We start from the raw sequence: 20748 nt of genomic DNA on the forward strand, positions 1-20748 counted from the left end.
GTGTTACCTCACTTCGCCGACAGCACCAGATGCGCCTGGATCGTCACCTTGTCGCCGATCACCGAGGTGTCGGCGTATTCGCCGCCGCCCACGCCGTAGTCCAGCCGCTTGAGCGTGCCGGTCACGTCCATCAACGCGGTTCCGCCGGGCTGCGACGTGAAGGTCACGGTGAGGTCGAGCGGGTGGCTGACGCCGCGCAGCGTCAGGTTGCCGTGCGCGATCGCCCGGGTCCCGTCCAGCCGCATGAAACCGGTGGTGAGGTAGTGCGCCTGCGGGTATTTGGTCGCGTTGAAGAAATCCGCGCCCGGCAGGGCGCCATCGCGGTCGGCGTCGCCGGTGGCGGCGCTGGTGGTGTCCACCGTCACGTCGAACTTCGAGTTGGCCAGGCGCACCGGATCGAAGCGGATGTCCGCATGCCATTGCGAGAAGCTGCCCTGGAACGGCGCGCCCTGGAAGGTGGCGGTGAAGCCCAGCGTGCTCTTGTCCTGCTGCACGTGGTAGTCGGCGGCCGCGGCGGCACCCGGCAGAGCGAGGCAGAGCAGCAGGGCGAGGCGTCGGGTGGCGGACAGGGTCATGCGGAATCTCCCTTCGGTCCTTGACGGAGGCGGGCGAACGGCCACATGCGGCGCAGCACGTCGTCCCGGTCGAACACATGATGCTTGAGCGCCGCGCCCACGTGGGCGAGCAGCACCAGCAGCAGGAACCAGAACAGGTACTCGTGCACTTCGTGCGAGAGGCGGCGCAGGTCCGGGTTCTTCGCGGCGATCGCCGGCAGGTTGAACAGCTTGAAGAACTGCAGCGGGTAGCCGCGCACCGAGTTGAACCACCAGCCCGACAGCGGCAGCGCCGCCACCAGCACGTAGAGCAGGCCATGCACCGCGCGCGCGGCCAGCAGCTGCCAGCGCGGCGCGGGAAGCTCGCGCGGCGGGCGGTTGCCCAGGCGCCACAGCAGGCGCAGCACGAACAGGGCCAGCACGGTCAGGCCGATCGATTTGTGCAGGGCCAGCCAGTTGACCTTCTGCATCGGCGTGCTGGCCAGATCCATCAGCAGGCCGAATACGCCGTTGCCCAGGATCAGCAGCGCGATCGTCCAGTGGAAGAACTTGGCGACGGCGCCCCAGCGGTAGGCATCATTGCGCAGCATGGTCGGTTTCCTTGGCGGGGCTGCGTTGTTCTCGGATGGCTTCGACTTCCAGCCACAGCGATACGCGCCGGCCGATCGAGCCCAGGTTGGAGGTCATGCCAAAATCGGTGCGGTCGAGCATGGCGGTGGCGGAAAACCCGGCAATGGTGTGCAGGCCGAAGATGGTGCGCGCCTCGCGGTTGAAGGTAAACGGGATGCTTACTCCGCGGTTGACGCCGCGCAGGGTGAGCTGCCCGTGCAGCACGCCGTGGGTGGCGTCGGTGCGCTCGACCGAGGTGCTGGCGAAGTGCGCGTAGCGCTGGTGCGCGGCGTCGAGGAAGGCGCTCTGGAGTACCGCGGCGTTCCACTCCGAATCGCCCATGTCCAGGCTGGCCAGGTCGATGTCCAGCTCGGTGGCGGCATGGCTCCAGTCGTCCGGGTCGAAGCGCAGCCAGCCGCTCGCGATGTGCAGGCGGCCGAACGGTCGCGAGTAGCCGTCGTGGTCGACGCTGAAGAGGATCTGGCTGTGCACCGTGTCGTAGCGGTAGCGATGCGCGGCCGCCTGGCCGGTCAGCGGCCACGACAGGGCGGCGCAGGCGAGCAGGCGGGCGGCGGCGGGCAGAGCGCTCATCGGCCAAGTCTGGACGATAGGCCGCGTCCGCGCTACCGCGCCTTGGCATTTCGTGCACGGGCCGCGTGGCTACCATCGAAACCCGCCATTATGGAGGTAAGCCATGGCTCGCCCCATCTGGACCGGCACGCTGTCGTTCGGGCTGCTCAACGTCCCGATCCGCCTGATGACCGCCGAGCGAAGGATCGACCTGCACTTCCGCATGCTCGACCAGCGCAACAACCAGCCGGTGCGCTACGAGCGCGTCAATGCCGAATCGGGCGATGAAGTGCCCTGGAAGGACATCGTCAAGGCGTACGAGTACTCCAAGGGCAACTACGTGGTGCTGGAGGAGTCGGACATAAGGAACGCTGCGCCCGAGACGCACGAGACGGTGGAGATCGACAGCTTCATCGACGCCGACGCGCTCACTCCGGCCTACTTCGAGAAGCCCTACTTCCTGGTGCCCGGCAAGAAGGCCGAGAAGGGCTACGTGCTGCTGCGCGAGACGCTCAAGCGCACCGGCAAGATCGGCATCGCGCGCGTGGTCATCCGCACGCGCGAATACCTGTGCGCGGTGATGCCGCAGGACGAGGCGCTGCTCTTGATCCTGCTGCGCTTCCCGCAGGAACTGGTCAGCGCGGAGGAGTACGCGCTGCCGGACAAGCCGGTGGCCGACTACCGCATCAGCGACCGCGAGCTGGAGATGGCCGGCGAACTGATCGAGTCGATGGCCGGGAAGTTCAAGCCGGAGAACTACCGCGACGAATTCCGCGAGCGGCTCACCGCCGTGATCGAGCAGCGACTCAAGAGCAAGGGCATCACCACCGCGCTGGAGGAAGAGGAGCCGGCGCACGCCAATGCCACCACCAACGTGGTCGACTTCATGTCGCTCTTGAAGAAGAGCATCGAGAACAAGCAGCGCACGCCCGCGCGCGGCGAGGACGAGGCGGCGGCAAAGAAACCGGCGACGAAGAAGGCTGCCGCCAAGAAGGCCGAACCGGCGGCCAAGAAGGCCGCATCCCGCAAGGCTCCGGCCAAGAAGGCGCCAGCGACCCGCAAGGGCCGCAAGGCAGGTTGAGGCGGTGCGCCTTTTGCTCGTTGCGTGGGCAGGGCCCGGGCGTGAAGCGCGCGCTCCGGCGGCCGTGCCGCAGCCCTTCTGCCAGCTGCCCTTGTGACGTGAGGACTTCGGCGTGAACGCACACCACCAGGCCGCGACGACGACTGCTCCAGGCCGCGACGCCGGCGCGACGGTGCAGGGCGTGAGAATCACCCACCCCTCGCGCGTGGTCTATCCGGAGGACGGCATCACCAAAGGCGAGGTCGCCGCCTACTACGCGGCGGTGGCCGACTGGATCCTGCCCGAACTGGCCAACCGGCCGCTGTCGATGGTGCGTTGCCCCGGCGGCACCGACAGCGCCTGCTTCTTCCAGAAGCACCACGCGGCCAAGCTGGGCAGCAGCGTGCGGGCCATCCCGCTGGAGGAAAAGGAGGGCGAGGACGAGTACGTCTACATCCGCGACCTCACCGGCCTGCTGCAGCTGGTGCAGATGAACACCCTGGAGTTCCATCCCTGGGGCTCGCGGGTGGACAAGCCCGATTCGCCCGATCGCATCGTGCTCGACCTCGATCCCGCGCCTGGCGTGGCGTGGGAGGCGGTGGTGGAGGGCGCACGCGAAATACGCGGGCAGCTGGACCGGCTCGGCCTGGCGAGCTTCGTGCGCACCAGCGGCGGCAAGGGACTGCACGTGGTGGTGCCGTTCCGGCGCGGCCCGGGCTGGCCGGCGGTCAAGGCGTTCTGCGAGTCGCTGGCCGACGCGATGGTCGAGCGGGATCCCGGGCGCTACATCGCCACCGCCAGCAAGGCCAAGCGTGAGGGGAAGATCTTCATCGACTGGCTGCGCAACGCGCGTGGCGCGACCAGCGTCTGCAACTGGTCGCTGCGGGCGCGCGCCGGGGCGCCGGTGGCGATGCCGCTGCGCTGGGAGGAGCTGGGCAAGATCGAAAGCGGGGCCGCGTTCGGCATGCGGGCGGCGCTGGAGCGGGCACGGAGCCTGAAGGCCGATCCGTGGGACGGGATGGCCAAGTTGCAGCAGCGGTTGCCGAAGCAGTAGGTGGCTGCTCGGTGGGCGGCTTTCAGTCAACGTACTGAAGAGCCTCTCCCTCTCCCCAACCCTCTCCCCCGGCGGGGCCGGGGGAGAGGGAGCATATGAGGCAGGCTTGCCAGTTCTTCCCTGGGTGGGAGGGCAGGGGGCCTATGCGAAAGGCCCCATGGCTCCCTCTCCCCCCGAGCCTGCTCGGGGGAGAGGGTTGGGGAGAGGGGGAGGCCCTTGCCTTACTTCACCCGCAGCACGTCATTGGACCGGTCCGCGTCGGGCAGCGCATGCGAAGGATCCAGCTGCGCCGACACCACCTTGCGCGTGCCGGCCACCCGTACCACGTACTCGCGGTGCTGCTGCCAGGTCTCCACCGGCACGCGCACGTCCTGGTGGCTGCCGTCGTCGTAGGTCAGCCGCAGCGTGTTGGGCAGCACCAGCGGGTCGAGGTTGGCCACCGTCACCGCGGCGCCGTGCGACCAGTCGCCGTCGATCGGCTCGACCTTGCGCACTGCCATGTCGAAGGGCCAGTTGTGCTGGTACCAGCCGCGCCAGAACCAGCCCAGGTCCTCGCCGCCCTCGCTCTCCATGAAGCGGAAGAAATCCGACGGCGAGGGATGGTGGTAGGCCCAGGTGGCGATGTACTTGCGGAAGGCGTCGTCGAAGCGCTCCGGCCCCAGGATCTGCTCGCGCAGCAGCACCAGGCCGAAGGCGCCCTTGAAGTAGCTGATCGGATGGCGGTACTTCTCGCTCGTCTCGTCGGCGCCGTTGAGCAGGGCTGGCGCGTCCGCGTCGGCGAGCACCTGGGCGATCTCGTCGGCTGGGTTGCCGCCCTTGGGGGCGTATTCGCTGTCGCGTTTGGGCGCGTACACGCCGTGGCCGAAGGCGTCCGCCTCGCCGATGTCGATGAAGGTGTTGAAGCCTTCGTCCATCCAGGCGTGGCGGCGTTCGTTGGAACCCACGATCATCGGGAACCAGCTGTGCCCGATTTCGTGCGCGATCACCATGTGCAGGCTCTTGCCGCGGGCACGTTTGGCATCGAAGGTGATGCCCGGGTACTCCATGCCGCCGGCGGTGCCGGCCTCGTTGATCGCCACCGGCCAGGGATACGGGAACCACTCCTTCGAGAAGTACTCGGTGGAGGCCTTGAGGTACTCGGTGGCGCGGCCCCAGGCGGCGTCGCCCGCGCTTTCCACCGGGTAGACCGACATCGCCAGCGCGGTCTTGCCCTGCGGCAGGTTGATGCGGGCGGCGTCCCACACGAACGCCTTCGAGGCGCCGAAGGCGACGTCGCGGGTGTCGTGCATGCGGAAGTGCCAGGTCAGCGTGCCGCCTTGCCTGGGCCGGCTGGCCGGGTCGGTGACTTCGGCCGGCGTGCGGATCATCACCGTCTTGTCGCTGTGGCGGGCCTCGTCCAGGCGCTTGAGCTGCGTGGCGGTGAGCACGTCCTTGGGGTTCACCAGCTCGCCGGAGCCGGCCACGATCATGTCCGAGGGCACGGTGACCTTGTAGTCGAAGTCGCCGTACTCGAGGTAGAATTCGCTGTTCAAGTAAGGGGCGGTGTCCCAGCCGCGCAGGTCGTCGTAGACGCACAGGCGCGGGTACCACTGGGCCATCTCGAAGATGTCGCCGTTCTTGCTGGCGTTGACGTCCATGCGTCCGCCGAACTCGCCCGGCACGGTGAAGCTCCAGGCGATGCGCACGCGCACGCTGCCGCCGTTGCCCTTGACCGCCTCGGGCAGGCGGACCTGCATGCGCGTATCGGAGACCAGCCACTTGACCGGCTGGCGATGACCCTGGGCGTCCTCCACCTCGACCGAGGCGATGCGATAGCCGCTGGTGAACTCGGTGGGGAACTGGCTGGTGAAGGCGCCGCGCGCGTCGGGCCTGTAGCGGTTCTGGTCCAGCTGCAGCCACAACACGTCCAGCGCGCCGGGGCTGTGGTTGGTGTAGGTGATGGTCTCGCGGCCGGTCAGCAGGCGGCTGGCTGGATCGAGCGTGGCCTCGATCGCGTAATCGGCGCGGTTCTGCCAGAACAGCGGGCCGGGCCGGCCGTCGGCCGAGCGGTAGGCGTTGACCGGGTCGGGGTAGGTGAACGGAGCGAAGGTCTTGAGCGGGTCGAAGCGCGGCGCGTCGGCGGCGGCCGCGATTCCGGCGGCCAGCGCCAGCGCGCCGGCGATGGAAAGAGCGAGAGCTTTCATGCAATCCCCTGTGGCTACGGTTGGCCGCCGGCGCGGATCAGCGCGAGCACTTCGTGGCAGGCGCCCATGGTGTGGTAGTCGACCTTGCCCGCGGGACTCTTCTCGTCGTCGTACTTGCGGTTGTCGTGGGTGAGGATGCGATACCACGCGCCGTACTTGTGGTCGACGAAATGCTGCCACGCGTAGGTCCACAGCTTCACGTACCACTCGTCATAGGCGGCCAGGCCGGTACGCGCATGCAGCAGCGCGGCGGCGGCCAGCGACTCGGCCTGCACCCAGAAGTACTTGTCGCCGTCGCAGACCGTGCCGTTGGGGGCGAAGCCGTAGCTGATGCCGCCGTTTTTGTCGTCCCAGGCGCGCATCAGCGCGGTGTCGAACAGGTGGCGGGCGGTCGGCAGCAGCCAGCGCTCCTCGCGGCCGCGCTCGGCCAGCAGCGATTCGAGGATCACCAGCAGCTTTGCCCATTCGGTCTGGTGACCGGGCTGGAAGCCCCACGGGCGGAACAGGTGGCGCGGGTTGTCGCGGTGGTAGTTCCAGTCGACGTTCCAGTCCGCGTCGTAGTGCTCCCACACCAGGCCGTTGGCCTTGGCGGCCTGGCGGCGCGTCATGTTATCGGCCAGCAGCAGGGCGCGGTCCAGGTAGCGCACGTCGTCGCTGGCCTGGTAGGCGGCCAGCATCGCCTCGCACATGTGCATGTTGGCGTTCTGGCCGCGGTAGGGCGAGAAGTTCCAGTGCTCGTCCGCCTCGTCCTTGTACAGGCCGGCCTCGGCGTCCCAGTAGCGCTTCTCCAGCAGGTCCCAGGTCTCGTCCATCCACGGAGCGGCCTCGACGATGCCCGCGCGCCGCGCGCTGGCGCAGGCGAGCAGCACGAAGGCCACCCCGTAGGCGTGGTTGGTGCGGTCCTCAGGGCGGCCATCGGCGATCGTCCAGGCGTAGCCGCCGGTGGCCGGGTTGCGGTGCACCTCGTGCACGTAGTGCAGGCCGTGGCGGGCGGCCTCGAGGTAGTCCGGATCCTCGAACTCCATCGCCGCCAGCGCGTAGTTGAAGACGAAGCGCGTGCTGCTGACCAGGTGGCGGTGGCTGCGGTCGTAGATCGTGCCGTCGTCCTTGAAGTACTGGAAGAAGCCGCCGGCCGGGTCGATCGCGCGCGGGTGGTAGAACGCCATGGTCCGGGCGATGTGCTCGCGCAGGAAATGCTCGCTGCGGAAGTCGGGCAGGGTGGTCATCGGTTCGATTCCAGGAAGGCGTGGACTTCCGCCGCGCTCGGCATCGCGGTGAACGAGCCCTGGCGGGTGACGGTGAGCGCGCCGCAAGCCGCGGCGAAGGCGAGCATGTCGCGCAGCGCCGCGTCATCGCGCAGGAGTGCGTCGAAGCCGCCCGTTTCCAGTGCGGCGAGCCGGCACAGCAGGCCGCCGACGAAGGCGTCGCCCGCGGCGGTGGTGTCGACTGCGGCGACCTGGGGGCAGGGCAGTTCGCCGCTCGCGTCGCGGCGGAACCAGCGCAGCGGCCGCGGGCCGTCGGTGACCACCAGCAGGCGCGTGCGGCCCTGCCACAGGCGGCCGGGCAAGGCATCGTGCTCGGCCAGCCAGGCGAATTCCTCGGCGCACAGCTTCACCACGTCGGCCAGGTGCAACGCCGGCCACACCGACGGGCGCGGGTTCGATTCGCGTGGCCACAGCGCCGGGCGCAGGTTGAGGTCGAAGCTCACCAGCGCGCCGGCGGCCTGTGCGCGGCGCATGCCTTCGCGGGTGGTTTCGGCCAGCTCCGGATCGGTCATGCTGTTGGAGCAGACGTGGAACACCGCGGCGTCGTCGAACGCGCCGGCGCGGAAATGCTCCGGCCGGAACAGCAGGTCGGCCGAAGGCGGGCGGTAGAAATTGAAGCTGCGCTCGCCGCGGGCGTCGAGGCTGACGAAGGCCAGCGCCGTGTTGGCCTCGGCCGTGCGCGCCACGTCCTGCACGCCGACGCCGGCGCGGCGCAGGCTGTCGAGCAGGAAATCGCCGAAGGGATCGGTCGAGAGCATGCCGGCGAAGCGCGCGCGGCCGCCCAGCCGCGCCACCGCCACCGCCACGTTGGCCGGCGCGCCGCCGGCGAAGGGCACGAAGGCGCGCGGGAAGCCGCCGTCGCCGCTGCCTTCGGCGTGGAAATCGATCAGCGCCTCGCCGAAACAGAGGATGTCCTGCGCCATGCCCCGGCCCTCAGCGCGCAAGCGTCGGCGCGTCGACGACGCGCGAACCGCGCAGGCCGTAGAACACGATGTAGGCGTAGCAAAGCGCCGGCAGCACGAAGGCCATCTGCACGCCGATGCGGTCGGCCAGCGCGCCCTGCGCGAAGGGCACGACGGCGCCGCCGACGATGGCCATGATCAGCAGGCTGGACGCCTTCTCCGTCAACGGCCCGAGCCGCTCGATGCCCAGCGTGAAGATGGTCGGGAACATGATCGAGTTGAACAGGCCGATCGCCACGATGCTCCAGCCGGCGGTCATCCCTGCCGTGCTCATGGTGGTGGCCAGCAGCAGGATGTTGACGAGCGCGAACAGCGCCAGCAGTGCGCGCGGCGAGTAGCGCGTCATCAGCCAGGAGCCGGCGAAGCGGCCGATCATCGCGCCCAGCCAGTAATACGACACGTAGGTTGCGGCGCTCGTCTCGGGCATGTTGCCGATCCGCGGCAGGGTCAGGTAGCTCACCATGAAGCTGCCGATCGATACCTCCGCGCCCACGTAGCAGAAGATCGCGAGCACGCCGAACAGCACGTGCGGGACGCGCAGCGCATCGAGCAGGGTGTGGCGGCCGCGGTCGGCCTGCTCGGTGGCTTCCTCCAGCGCGGGCAGGCGGAACAGATACACCAGCACCGCCAGCGCGAACAGCGCGATGGCCAGGCCCAGGTAGGGGCCTTGCACGGTCTGCGCTTCCTGCGTGCGGTAGGCCAGCTGCGCCGCAGGCGACAGTTGCGCCACCTCCAGCGAGCTTTTCACCGCGACGCTCAGGATCAGGAGGCCGCCGAAGTGCGGCGCCAGGAAGGTGCCGAAGGAGTTGAGCGCCTGCGCCAGGGTGAGCCGGCTGGAGCTGGTGCGCTCGGGGCCGAGCAGCGCCACGTACGGATTGGCCGCGACCTGCAGCACGGTGATGCCGGTGGCCAGCACGAACAGCGCGCCCAGGAACGCGGGGTAGGAATGCAGCCCCGCCGCCGGCCAGAAGCCCATCGCGCCGACGCCGGCGATCGCCAGTCCCGCCACGATGCCGAGCTTGTAGCCCAGCCGCGCCACCGCCCAGCCGGCCGGCAGCGACATCAGGAAATACGCGCCGAAGAAGGTGAACTGCACCAGCATCGCCTGGGCGTAGTTCAGTTCGAACAGAGCCTTGAGGTGCGGGATCAGGATGTCGTTGAGGCAGGTGAGGAAGCCCCACATGAAGAAGATCGTGGTGACCACGCCCAGCGCCACCGGATTGTCGGTGTAGCGATCGCGCGGTCCCGCCGCGGAGGCGACGGGCGTTGGGGCAGGTGCGTTGGCGAAGGCCATGGAAGGCTCCTGGTCAGGCGGGCGGGCAACTGCTGGCGCGGATCACCAGCTGGACGGGGGCGACGATACGGCGCGCCTGCGCGGTCGGGTCGCGCAGCCGCTCCAGCAGCATCTGCGCCGCCTGGCGGCCGCGCGCGCGTGGCGCGGCGGCGAGCGTGGTCAGGGAAGGCGCGGCGAGCGCGGCTTCGGCGATGTCGTCGAAGCCGGTGAGCGCGAAGTCGCGGCCGGGCGCGAGGCCGCGCTGGGTCAGGCCGTGCATCAGGCCCAGCGCGACCGCGTCGTTGTAGCAGACCGCCGCGGTGGGCGCCGGATCGCCGGCGAACAGCGCCTCGGCGCAGCGTGCCGCATCGAGGCGGGTCGGCGCGCACTCGACTTCCCAGTGCGGCGCCACCGGCAGACCGGCGGCCTGCATCGCCTCGCGGTAGCCGGCGCGGCGCTGGCGGCAGGAGCTGGAATCGCGGTGGCCGCCGAAGAAAGCGATGCGTCGGTGGCCCTGGGCGACCAGGTGCGCGGTGGCCTCGCGGGCGCCCTGCTGGTTGTCCAGCAGCAGCGTGTCCCAGTGCGCGTATTCCGGCTGCTCGCCGGCCAGTTCGCGGTTGAACAGCAGCAGCGGCGTGCGTGCGCCCACCGCAGCGAGCACGTGGCGGGCGTCGCTGCCTTCGGCGGGCGACAGGATGATGCCGCCGGGGCCGTGCTCGATCATCGAGCCGAGCACGGCCTGCTCGCGCCGGGGCGACTCGCTGGAGGAGCCGAGCAGGGTGACCATGCCGGCCTCGCCCACGATCTCGTCCACGCCCGCGGCGAATTCGGCGAAGAAGGGATTGGCCAGTTCGTTGATCACCAGCGCGATCGAGGACGATGTGCGCCGACGCAGGTTGGCCGCGGCGCGGTTGTACACGTAGCCCTGCTTGCGCAGTTCGGCCTCGACGCGGGCGCGGGTGTCCTTGTTGACCAGCGGGCTCCCACGCAGCACCAGCGACACGGTCGCGCGCGAGACGCCGCAACCGGCGGCGATGTCGCGTACCGTGACCTTGCGGCCGAGCGGGGGAGTGCTGTCCATGGGGCGGCCTGGTTTGGAACGATCCAAATGTAGTCGATTGGCCGGTGGGTGCAAGCGTGAGTTTCGCGAAGGGTGGTGTGCGCGCCGGTCGCCTCCTTCCGTCTGTCGGCACATCCCCACGTTCACGGAGGAAGGCGCCGTGCATGGAGGCCGGGTCTGACGCGTTGCTACGCCGGGCCATTCACGCACCGCAACATGCATACCCGCCCCGGCGCTGATAGCTTGCCCGTTTGGAACGATCCAAACGGAGACCCCCATGCGCCCGAGCCTGCCTCGCCTGGTCCTCGCCCTGGCCCTGCTGCCCGGCCTTGCTCTTGCAGCCAGCCATGCGGGCGACGTCGACCCGCGCATCGGCACCGGTGGCGACGGCCATACCTTTCCCGGCGCCACGGTTCCCTTCGGCATGATCCAGCTGTCGCCCGACACGGCGATGCCGGACTTCAAGCACGCCTACAAGTGGGCCGCCGGCTACCAGTACGGCGACACCACCATCATGGGTTTCTCCCACACCCACTTCTCCGGCTCTGGCCATTCGGACCTGGGCGACGTGCTGGTGATGCCGATCGCCGGCGAGGTGAAGCTGGAGCCGGGTGACCCGGCCAAGCCCGGCAGCGGCTACCGCTCGCGCTTCGAGCATGCCAGCGAGGTCGAGCAGGCCGGCTACTACGCGGTGACCCTGGCCGACTACGGCATCCGCGCCGAGCTCACCGCCGGCCGCCGCGTGGGCTGGCACCGCTACACCTTTCCCAAGGGCAAGAGCGCCCACCTGCTGCTGGACCTGCGTCCGAGCATCTACGACTACCCCGGCAAGGTGCTGTGGTCGAAGCTCGAGGTGGCGGCCGACGGCACCGTCAGCGGCTGCCGTACCACCCGCGGCTGGGCGCCGGGGCGGGAGCTGTGCTTCGCCATGCGCTTCAATCAGCCGATCGCCTCGCGCACGCTGTACGACCGCGAGAGCGGCATCGTCTACAAAGGCTTCAAGGGACCGGGCAACCAGCCGGTGGACCACGATGCGCAGAACGGCCGCGCGCTGGTCGGCGTATTCGACTTCGGGGTGCTGGCCAGGCCGCTGGAAGTGAAGGTGGCGATCTCGCCGGTGAGCGCGGCCAATGCGGTCGCCAACCTCGACGCCGACGGCAAGGGCTGGGACTTCGACGCCCGTCGCGCCGAGGCCAGGGCCGCCTGGGACAAGGCGCTGGCGGTGATCGACGTGGACGCACCCGGCACCCTGCGCACGCAGTTCTACACCGCGCTCTACCACGCCATGCTCTCGCCGACCCTGAGCATGGACGCCAACGGCCAATACCGCGGCCCCGACCATGCCGTGCACCAGGCGCAGGGCTTCGAGTTCTATTCGACCTGGTCGCTGTGGGACGTCTACCGCGCCCAGCAGCCGCTGATGGTGCTGCTGCGGCCGGACCTCTCCACCGATTTCGTGCGTTCGCTCGTCGCCGCGCGCGAGGCCAGCCCCTTCGGCATCCTGCCGGTGTGGGCGTACCAGGGCCTGGAGACCTGGTGCATGATCGGCTACCACGCCGTGCCGGTGATCGCCGACGCCTACGTCAAGGGCGTGCGCGGCTTCGACGCCGGCAAGGCGCTGGACGCCATGGTCGCCAGCGCCACCTATGGCCCCTACGGCGACCTGGCCGACTACATGAAGCTGGGCTACGTGCCGATCGACAAGGAGCCCGAGGGCGCCTCCAAGACGCTCGAATACGCCTACGACGACTGGTCGCTGGCGCAGATGGCCAAGGCGATGGGCCGCAAGGACCTTGCCGCCGCCTTCGAGAAGCGTGCCGGCAACTGGAAACACGCCTGGGACGCCAAGACCGGCTTCATGCGCGCGCGCAAGAGCGACGGCGCCTTCCGCGAGCCCTTCGACCCTGCGGCGGCCGGCTACGGCACCGACTACACCGAAGGCAACGCCTACCAGTATTCCTGGTACGTGCCGCAGGACGTGCCCGGCCTGATCGCGGCCGCGGGCGGCGATGCCACCTTCGTCCGGCGCCTGGACGAGGTCTTCGACGCAAAGGTCGACCCGGCGCGTTTCAAGAACGTGGAGGACATCACCGGCCTGATCGGCTGGTACGCCCACGGCAACGAACCCAGCCATCACATCGCCTATTTGTATGACTACGCCGGCGCGCCGTGGAAGACGCAGGAGCGCCTCAAGCAGATCATGGACAGCCAGTACGCCGCCCGTCCGGACGGCCTCACCGGCAACGACGACCTGGGCCAGATGTCGGCCTGGTACGTGTTCACCGCGCTGGGCTTCTACCCGGTGACGCCGGCCAGCGACGTCTACGCGATCGGCCGGCCTTTCGTCGAGCGCGCCACGCTGCACCTGGCCAACGGCAAGGAGTTCACCGTCAGTGCCGCGCCGCTGGACCCGGCGCACCCCTACGTGGGCGAGGTCAGCCTGAACGGCAAGCCGTTGGCCAAGCCGTTCCTGCGCCATGGGCAGATCCTCGCCGGCGGCGAGCTGCACTTCCGCATGCAGGCCCAGCCGGCCCGGTAGCCGGCTTCACGGCAAGTGGCTTCCTCTCCCGGCTGCGCCAAGGGAGAGGGAGCAAAGCGGGCGTCCGCGCCGGGCTGCCGACGGCCATCTGCCGTCACCCATCCCTAACGCGGTGTACGCTTTCATCACGGGTTCACCGGCCGGGGGCGGTACGCCGTAAGCTCCGCGCGGCCGCCGAGCCAGTGAGGAAGACTCCGCCGCATGCCCAGCCGCCATCGCGCCCTGCTGCCCAGAATCCGCCGCGGCGTGTACCGCTGGCGTGTGCCGCGGTGGCGCATGGCCGGGCTGCTCTGCGCGGTGCTGGTCATCGTGCTGCTGCCCTACCTGGCCACCCGCACCAGCCACACCGATGCGATGGAGGCCGGCGAGCTGGTGACCCACTCCTCCGAGGTCAAGTCGCTCACCTACCGCATCGCCTACGTCACCCGCAGCAGCGAGGCGGCGGTCTACCGCCTGCTCGAGGGCGACCGGGACCCCTCGCTGGTGGAGAGCGCCCGCCAGGCCGGCAACGACGTGCCTGCCCTGCTGGGCCAGCTGAGCGACATGACCCGCGACAACGCCACGCAGCAGGCGGCGATCGGCGCGCTGGGCAACGTGGCCAACGGCCGGCTGGCTCTGCTGGAGCAGGCGCTTGCGCGCATCCAGCACGGCGATCGCGTCGGCGCGGTGGCGGCGCTGCACGACGCCGGCACGCTGTTCCGCATGGACCAGCAGATCGAGACCGTGGTGCGCAACGAGGGCAGCCTGCTGATGGAACGCCGCGCGCACGCCAAGCGCAGCGCCTTCCAGAGCGCGCTGGTGCTGACCATCACGTCGGTCGCCCAGATCGTGCTGCTGTCGATCATCGTGTTCGTGTCCGAGCGCCAGATCGCCCGCCGCATGCGCGCCGAGACGCGCGAGAGCCAGGCGGTGCACCGCTCGCGGATGATCGTGCAGGCCGTGCGCGAGCCGATCGCCTTGCTCGACGCGCAGCTGCGCACGCTGCTGGTCAACACCGCTTTCGGCGAGCTGTACGGCCTGCCCCAGGAGGAACAGAGCCAGCAGCGTGCGCTGCAGGAAGTGGGCGAGGGCGCCTGGACCGACGGCGCGCTGCTGCAGCGCCTGCGCGACGTGCTGCTGCACAACCGCGAGCTGTGGGACTACGAACTGGTGCAGCGCACGGTGGGCGGCATCGATCGCCACGTCATGGTCAACGCCCGCCGCCTGCAGCAGCACGAGGGCGACGAGCCGGTGCTGCTGCTCACCGTCAGCGACGTCACCGCGCGCGCGCTGGTCGAGCAGCAGGTCAAGGAGCTCAATCGCCAGCTCGAAGGCAAGGTCGAGCAGATCTCCGACGTCAACCGCGAGCTGGAGGCCTTCAGCTACTCCGTCTCGCACGACCTGCGCGCGCCGCTGCGCCACATCGCCGGCTTCACCGGCAAGCTCAAGCGCCATATCGAGGAGCACCTGGACGACACCGCCGCGCACTACCTGGACGTGATCGGCACCTCGGCCACCCGCATGGCGCAGCTGATCGACGACCTGCTGGTGTTTTCGCGCCTGGGCCGCGGCGCGCTCAGACTGCAGGCGGTGGACATGCAGTCGCTGGTGGACGAGGCGCGCGCGCTGGCCGAGTCCGAGGCGGGCGAGCGCAAGATCGAGTGGACCATCGGCCCGCTGCCGATCGTGATCGGCGACGAGAACATGCTGCGCACCGTGTGGCAGAACCTGATCGGCAACGCGGTCAAGTACACCGGGCGGCGCGAGGTCGCGCAGATCGCCGTGGGCGTGGAGCGCGACCGCGACGGTGAATACGTCTTCACGGTGGCCGACAACGGCGCGGGGTTCAATATGGAGTACGCCGGCAAGCTGTTCGGCGTGTTCCAGCGCTTGCACCGCGCCTCCGAATTCCCGGGCAACGGCATCGGCCTGGCCAATGTGCGCCGCATCGTCGCGCGCCATGGCGGCCGGGTCTGGGCCGAGGCGGAGCCCGAGCGCGGCGCGAGCTTCCATTTCTCGCTGCCGGCCACCGAACTGGCCGAGGCGCGCACCACGAGGCGTCCATCATGAACAACCGCCACCTGGGGCCCGTATTGCTGGTGGAAGACAGCCTGGCCGATGCCGAGATGGCCCTGGACGCCCTGCGCGAGGCCAACCTCGCCAACCCGGTGGTGCATGTGGAAGACGGCGTCGACTGCCTGGACTACCTGCATTGCCGCGGCGCCTGGCTGGGCCGCGAGGCGGTCGATCCGTCGGTGATCCTGCTGGACATCAAGATGCCGCGCATGAATGGCTTGGAGGTGCTCACCCGTCTGCGCGATGATGAGCGGCTGCGGCTGATCCCGGTGGTCGTCCTGTCGTCCTCGCGCGAGGAAAGCGACCTGGCGCGCAGTTGGGATCTGGGCGTGAATGCCTACGTGATCAAGCCGGTGGACGTGGACCAGTTCTTCGAGGCGGTGCGCACGCTGGGCCGGTTCTGGGCGGTACTCAACCAGTTGCCGGAACACGACTGACCGTCCCGGCGAAGGAACGACACAGGAGCGCAGGAGACTGCATGCCCAACCCGAACACGCGGGCGCTGCCCGCCATCCGCATCCTGCAGGTCGAAGACGACCCGATCGACGCCGAGCTGATCCAGGCCGAACTGGACGCCGACGGCCTCGACTACGAGGTGCGCCTGGTTGACGACGAGGCCGACTACGTCGCCTGCCTGCGCGAGTTCGAACCGCACATCGTGCTGTCGGACCTGAGCCTGCCGGGCTTTTCCGGGCAGCGGGCGCTGGAGCTGCTGCGGAGCCACGACGAAGACCTGCCCTTCATCTATGTCTCGGCGACGCTGGGCGAGGAAGCCGCCGTCGAGGCGCTGCGCAACGGCGCCACCGATTACATCCTCAAGCAAAACCCGGCGCGCCTGGCCACCGCCGTGCGCCGCGCGCTGGCCGAAGCGGAGGCAGTGCGCGCCAAGCGTCGCGCCGAGGCCGAGCTGATCCGCGCGCAGCGCTTCGAGAGCCTGGCGATGCTCGCCGGGGGCCTGAGCCACGACCTGCGGAACCTGCTGCAGCCGCTGCTGCTGGCCGGCGACAGCCTGCAGGATTACCAGGACGATCCGCGCCTGGCGCGACTGGGCGCGCTGGTGCGCGACTGCGGGCGGCGCGGCCTGCAGATGGTGCAGTCGATGCTCTCCTTCGCCCGCGGCGCGCGCCGCGCCGACCCGGTGCGCGTGGGCGCGCTGATGGATGCGCTGGGCCTGCTGCTGCGCGGCAGCGTGCCCAGGAACGTGCGCATGGAAATGGTGGTGGACGACCGCGAACTGACCTTCGAGGGCAACCACACCGAGCTGCAGCAGGCCTTGCTCAACCTGTGCCTCAACGCGATCCAGGCGATGACCGAGGGCGGCGAACTGCGCGTGATCGCGGCCGAATGCGAGCTGGCCGGCGATTTCTTCCTGGCCGGCGAGGCGCCGCGTCCCGGACGCTACCTGCGCCTTACCGTCGCCGACACCGGCCCGGGCATGCCGCCGGAGGTGCGCGCGCGCCTGTTCGAGCCGTTCTTCACCACCAAGGAAGGCGGCACCGGGCTGGGCCTGCTTTCCTGCCAGCGCATCGTCGCCAGCCACGATGGCGTGATGCGGCTGGACAGCGAGCCGGGCAAGGGCACCGCCTTCCATCTCTACATACCGCTCAAGGAGTTTTCGGTCGAGCAGGTCGCGCGTGAGGAAGATGAGGGCGAGAGCCTGCTCGGCGAGGCCGAACGCGTGCTGGTGGTGGTGGAGGAGGCCGGCCCGCTGTCGCTGCTGGTCGACATCCTGGACGGTTACGGCTACCAGCCGCATGCCAGCCAGAGCGGTACCGCGGCCTTGCAGTGGATCGAAGCCCACGGCGTGCCGGACCTGGTGCTGATGGACGCCGACATGAATCTTTTCACCGGCGTACGCACGCTGGCGGCGCTGATCGAACATGGCTACCGGCGCGCCGTGCTGCTGCTGGCCCGGCCCGAGGCGCCGCCCGACCTGGAGGAACTGCCTTTGATGGAGCGGCTCTACCTGGTCGACAAGCCGATCAACACGCAGCAGCTGCTGCGCACGATGCGCCAGGCGCTGGACGGGCGCGAGGGGGAGGCATAGGAGGCCTTTCACGAGGCCTCCCGATCCACCTCACGGGCACCTTCCTCCGTAAACGGGGAAGTACCAGGGCATGAGCTCTCGCGAGTGAACCGTCCCCGGTTACGGGACGTGCCGAGGCGGAGGGCGCCCGGAGCGCGGCCTTCCGGCTCAGTCGATCCCGAGCTTCTTCAGCTTGTAGCGCAGCGCCCGGAAGGTGATGCCGAGCTTCTTCGCCGCCGCGGTCTTGTTGTAGCGGGATTCTTCCAGCGCCTTGATGATCGCGGTGCGCTCGAGGTTGCTGATGTAGTCGTCCAGCGGCACACCGCTGCCCGGGCCGGCATGCGGCACCGTCGGCTGGGAGGCGACCGGCGCGCCCGGCTGCGGCGCGTGCATGGCCGCGTGCGCGGCGTTGACCGGATCGGCCTGGCGCAGCGGGCGTTGCGGCAGCATCAGGTCGGAGGCGTCGATGGTGTCGCCCTCGCACATCGCCATGGCGCGCTCGAGGATGTTCTCCAGCTCGCGCACGTTGCCGGGGAAGTCGTATTCCTCCAGCGCCTGCTGCGCGTCCGGCTTCAGCCGGCCAGGCGTGCCGCCACTCTTGGCGGCAAGCGAGCGCAGGATGAAGGCGGCCAGTTGCGGCACGTCCCCGCGCCGCTCGCGCAGCGGCGGCACGCGCAGCTCGATCACGTTGATGCGGTAGAACAGGTCCTGGCGGAACTGGCCCTGCTCGACCAGCCGGCCCAGGTCCTTGTGCGTGGCCGACAGGATGCGCACGTCCACCGGCACCTCCTCGCGCGCGCCGATCGGGCGCACCGCCTTCTCCTGGATCGCGCGCAGGAGCTTGACCTGCATGTGCAGGGGCAGCTCCGCCACTTCGTCCAGGAACAGCGTGCCGCCGTGCGCGGCCTGGAACAGGCCCTCCTTGTCGGAGCTGGCGCCGGTGAAGCTGCCTTTCTTGTGGCCGAAGAACTCACTCTCCATCAGCTCGGAGGGAATCGCGCCGCAGTTGACCGGCACGAACGGCCCGCTCGCGCGCGGGCCCTGCTCGTGGATAAGCCGCGCCACCAGTTCCTTGCCCACGCCCGATTCGCCGGCGATGTACACCGGCGCCTGGTTGCGCGCGAGCTTGCCGATGGTGGCGCGCACCTGCTGCATCGCCGGCGAGTCGCCGACCAGCCGGCCGGCCGCGCCGGTCGCCACCGAGGCGCCACCGCCGCTCTTGCGTTCCTCGGCCAATTGCAGCGCGGTGCGCACGAGCCGGCGCAGCATGTGGATGTCCACCGGCTTGGAGACGAAGTCGAACGCGCCGGCCTTGAGCGCGTTCACCGCGGCGTCGACATTGCCGTAGGCGGTGATCATCGCAACCGGCGTGTCCGGGTGCGTGGCGGCGATCAGCTCGATCACCTCGTGGCCGGTGCCGTCGGGCAGGCGCATGTCGGTGAAGCACAGGTCATAGCTGCGCTCGCCCAGCGCGCGGCGCGCCTCCGCCACGGTGCCCACAGCCTCCACCTTGAGGTCCATCCGGCCGAGCGTGATGGTCAGCAGCTCGCGGATGTCGCGTTCGTCGTCGATGACCAGGACGGTCTGTGCGGACATGGTTCTCTTCGTCAGGCGGTAACGGCGAAAGGGTATAGCAGTTTGGCCGCTCTGTGCGTCGACCGGAGGCGAGGAACCGCGTGATGGCTCGCTTCACGCGGCAGCTTCCACGGGGCACGCGGGAAGGCCTTGTGCGGTCCGCGCGCGAAGGCTCGCCGCAAGCCCCGGCACCGCCCTTTCCCGGACGGCGGAGGGCGCAAGGCGTCAGCCCGCTTCGCCCCCATCCCCCGGCAGCCGCGCCGGTGGCGTGAGCACCAGCCGGAAGCAACTGCCGCCACCGGCCACGCGCACGTACTCCAGCGAGGCCTGGTTCGCCTCGCTCATCTGCCGCGCCAGGTACAGGCCCAGGCCCGTGCCGTACTCGTGCGTGGTGTAGAACGGCTCGAAGATCTGCGCGGCGACCTTGGGCGCGATGCCCGGGCCGCGGTCGATCACTTCCATGATCGGCACGCCATGCTCGCCCTGGCGCACCACCACCATCACCCGCGCCGGCTCGCCCGGCATGCGGCCGTAGCGCAGCGCGTTCTGCACTAGGTTCCACACCACCTGCTGCAGTTGCTGCGGATCGGCCACCGCCGCCACCGCTGCGTTGCCGGTGATCACCCGCAGCGAGTCCTCGCCGATGTCGTTGCCCTGCTTGTACTCCTCCACGAAGCCGTTGGCCCAGCGGCCCAGGTCCAGCGTCTCCGGTCGCGAGCGCTCGCGACGGGAGAGCTGCAGGATGTTCTCGATGATCTCGTTGAGCCGCACGCAGTGGTTGTTGATGATCTCCACCATGCGCGCGTCGCTCGGGTTGAGCTCGCGCGACTCGGCCAGCAACTGCGCCGAATAGCGGATCGCCGCCAGCGGGTTCCTGATCTCGTGCGCGATCGAGGCGGACAAACGGCCCAGCGAGCTCAGGGTCAGTTCCTCGGCGCGGCGCGACAGCAGCGAGGTGTCGTCCAGGAAGATCAGCACGTGCGAGTCGTCGTTGGGCGCCAGGCGCGTGAAGCGCGGCACCACTTCAGGGACGCCATCGGCCAGTTGTGTGGCGGTTTCGTCCAGCTTGCCCGAGGTCATCCAGTGGTAGAGCCGGCGCGAGAGCTCCGGCGCCAGCTTGCCCAGGTCGCGCTGGTCGGCCGGCGGGTTGCCCAGCAGCATCCAGGCCGATTCGTTCAACTGGTGGATGCGGTTGGCGTCGTCCACCAGCAGCACGCCGGTCTTCATGCGCCGGATGATCAGCTCGTTGACCTGGGAGAGGTTGGCCAGGTCCAGGCTGCGCTGCTCGGCCAGCGCCTCGGTGGCGCGCAACTGGCGCCCGAGCACGTGGCACAGCGTGGTGCTGGCGAAGTAGGCCAGACCGAGCAGGCCCGACTCGAGCAGGTCGCCGTCGCCGGGCGCCCTGGCGATCAGCGTGTGGCCGAGCATGCCCAGCGTGGCCAGCGCGGCGAAGAAGCTGGACAGCCGCAGCGGCAGCACCAGCGCGCCGGTGCACAGGTTCACCGCCAGCATCATGGCGATGCCGATGCGCGCTTCGTGGATCAGCCAGGCGGCCAGCACCGCCACCAGGATGTCCACCACCAGCGCCCCGGACACCACCAGCCGCGCGTTGGCCATCGCGTTGCGGGTCTGCATCAGCATGCCCACCGCGAACAGCAGGTAGACGCCGATCACCACGTAGGACAGCGAGGGCTGGTCGATGGTGGGCCAGGTCAGCCGCGGCGAGCTGATCGCCAGGCCGGCATAGACCAGCGCCTGCGCCAGGCGGAAATAGTTGAGGAAGAACAGCTCGTGGCGGATGGCGACCGCGGGGGGGCGGGCGGGCTGGAAGGCCGGCGGATCGGTCGTGGGTATCGTAGAGGGCACGTTGACGGCACCGACGCGGGGTTCGCCGGAGTATAGACAGCCCGGCGTGGGCTGCCAGCGGTGTGTCGCATGACCCGGCCGGGAGCGGCACTTTCCA

At 69.5% G+C, this 20748-nt stretch carries 16 protein-coding genes; 6 read left to right on the plus strand and 10 right to left on the minus strand.

What is annotated here, in order from left to right:
- Positions 1 to 8 precede the first annotated feature (8 nt).
- The 3 genes from VGU03_RS02200 to VGU03_RS02210 are packed head-to-tail and all read right to left on the minus strand — an operon-like array spanning position 9 to position 1754.
- On the minus strand, positions 9 to 575 hold the full coding sequence (locus VGU03_RS02200) for a YceI family protein (RefSeq protein WP_327478253.1): 567 nt from the start codon (positions 573 to 575) through the stop codon (positions 9 to 11).
- A complete protein-coding gene (locus tag VGU03_RS02205; RefSeq protein WP_327478255.1) occupies positions 572 to 1144 on the minus strand; it encodes a cytochrome b in 573 nt (190 codons plus the stop codon). Before VGU03_RS02205 ends, VGU03_RS02200 begins: the two co-directional genes overlap by 4 nt.
- Complete coding sequence (locus VGU03_RS02210; RefSeq protein ID WP_327478257.1) at positions 1131 to 1754, minus strand: YceI family protein; 624 nt, start codon at positions 1752 to 1754, stop codon at positions 1131 to 1133. The genes VGU03_RS02205 and VGU03_RS02210 overlap by 14 nt, the downstream gene beginning before the upstream one ends.
- 103 nt (positions 1755 to 1857) lie before the next feature.
- On the opposite strand from VGU03_RS02210, the gene VGU03_RS02215 reads away from it, so the two are divergent.
- The gene (locus tag VGU03_RS02215; protein ID WP_327478258.1) at positions 1858 to 2814 is read left to right on the plus strand and encodes a Ku protein; all 957 of its coding nucleotides are present in this window, start codon (positions 1858 to 1860) and stop codon (positions 2812 to 2814) included.
- Positions 2815 to 2926: 112 nt separating this feature from the next.
- Positions 2927 to 3847: a non-homologous end-joining DNA ligase gene (gene ligD, locus VGU03_RS02220; protein ID WP_327478260.1), complete on the plus strand. Its 921-nt coding sequence runs from the start codon at positions 2927 to 2929 to the stop codon at positions 3845 to 3847.
- 221 nt (positions 3848 to 4068) lie between these two features.
- Here the strand turns inward: ligD and VGU03_RS02225 are convergent, their stop codons facing one another.
- The 5 genes from VGU03_RS02225 to VGU03_RS02245 are packed head-to-tail and all read right to left on the minus strand — an operon-like array spanning position 4069 to position 10611.
- Positions 4069 to 6030, minus strand: coding sequence for a M1 family metallopeptidase (locus tag VGU03_RS02225; RefSeq protein ID WP_327478262.1), 1962 nt, complete (start codon positions 6028 to 6030; stop codon positions 4069 to 4071).
- Positions 6031 to 6044: 14 nt separating this feature from the next.
- Positions 6045 to 7256: an AGE family epimerase/isomerase gene (locus tag VGU03_RS02230; protein ID WP_327478263.1), complete on the minus strand. Its 1212-nt coding sequence runs from the start codon at positions 7254 to 7256 to the stop codon at positions 6045 to 6047.
- Complete coding sequence (locus VGU03_RS02235; protein WP_327478265.1) at positions 7253 to 8218, minus strand: carbohydrate kinase; 966 nt, start codon at positions 8216 to 8218, stop codon at positions 7253 to 7255. Before VGU03_RS02235 ends, VGU03_RS02230 begins: the two co-directional genes overlap by 4 nt.
- 10 nt (positions 8219 to 8228) lie before the next feature.
- The gene (locus VGU03_RS02240) at positions 8229 to 9551 is read right to left on the minus strand and encodes a sugar MFS transporter (RefSeq protein ID WP_414655923.1); all 1323 of its coding nucleotides are present in this window, start codon (positions 9549 to 9551) and stop codon (positions 8229 to 8231) included.
- Between the two features lie 13 nt (positions 9552 to 9564).
- The gene (locus VGU03_RS02245) at positions 9565 to 10611 is read right to left on the minus strand and encodes a LacI family DNA-binding transcriptional regulator (protein WP_327478267.1); all 1047 of its coding nucleotides are present in this window, start codon (positions 10609 to 10611) and stop codon (positions 9565 to 9567) included.
- A 256-nt stretch (positions 10612 to 10867) separates the two neighbouring features.
- Between VGU03_RS02245 and VGU03_RS02250 the strand changes: the two genes are divergently transcribed.
- The 4 genes from VGU03_RS02250 to VGU03_RS02265 all read left to right on the plus strand — a co-directional run bounded on the left by VGU03_RS02250 (position 10868) and on the right by VGU03_RS02265 (position 17231).
- The gene (locus VGU03_RS02250) at positions 10868 to 13129 is read left to right on the plus strand and encodes a GH92 family glycosyl hydrolase (protein WP_327478268.1); all 2262 of its coding nucleotides are present in this window, start codon (positions 10868 to 10870) and stop codon (positions 13127 to 13129) included.
- 201 nt (positions 13130 to 13330) lie between these two features.
- Complete coding sequence (locus VGU03_RS02255) at positions 13331 to 15178, plus strand: sensor histidine kinase (protein ID WP_327478269.1); 1848 nt, start codon at positions 13331 to 13333, stop codon at positions 15176 to 15178.
- Complete coding sequence (locus VGU03_RS02260) at positions 15175 to 15621, plus strand: response regulator (protein WP_327475963.1); 447 nt, start codon at positions 15175 to 15177, stop codon at positions 15619 to 15621. Before VGU03_RS02255 ends, VGU03_RS02260 begins: the two co-directional genes overlap by 4 nt.
- Positions 15622 to 15662: 41 nt before the next feature.
- Positions 15663 to 17231 carry a hybrid sensor histidine kinase/response regulator gene (locus VGU03_RS02265; protein ID WP_327478271.1) on the plus strand — a complete coding sequence of 523 codons (1569 nt, stop codon included), beginning with the start codon at positions 15663 to 15665 and terminating at the stop codon, positions 17229 to 17231.
- Between the two features lie 147 nt (positions 17232 to 17378).
- Here the strand turns inward: VGU03_RS02265 and VGU03_RS02270 are convergent, their stop codons facing one another.
- Positions 17379 to 18806 carry a sigma-54 dependent transcriptional regulator gene (locus VGU03_RS02270; RefSeq protein ID WP_327478273.1) on the minus strand — a complete coding sequence of 476 codons (1428 nt, stop codon included), beginning with the start codon at positions 18804 to 18806 and terminating at the stop codon, positions 17379 to 17381.
- A 204-nt stretch (positions 18807 to 19010) separates the two neighbouring features.
- A complete protein-coding gene (locus tag VGU03_RS02275) occupies positions 19011 to 20639 on the minus strand; it encodes a sensor histidine kinase (protein WP_327478496.1) in 1629 nt (542 codons plus the stop codon).
- Positions 20640 to 20748: the final 109 nt, after the last annotated feature.

It is taken from the genome of Frateuria sp. (assembly GCF_035944355.1).
Taxonomy (GTDB): Bacteria; Pseudomonadota; Gammaproteobacteria; order Xanthomonadales; family Rhodanobacteraceae; genus Frateuria_A.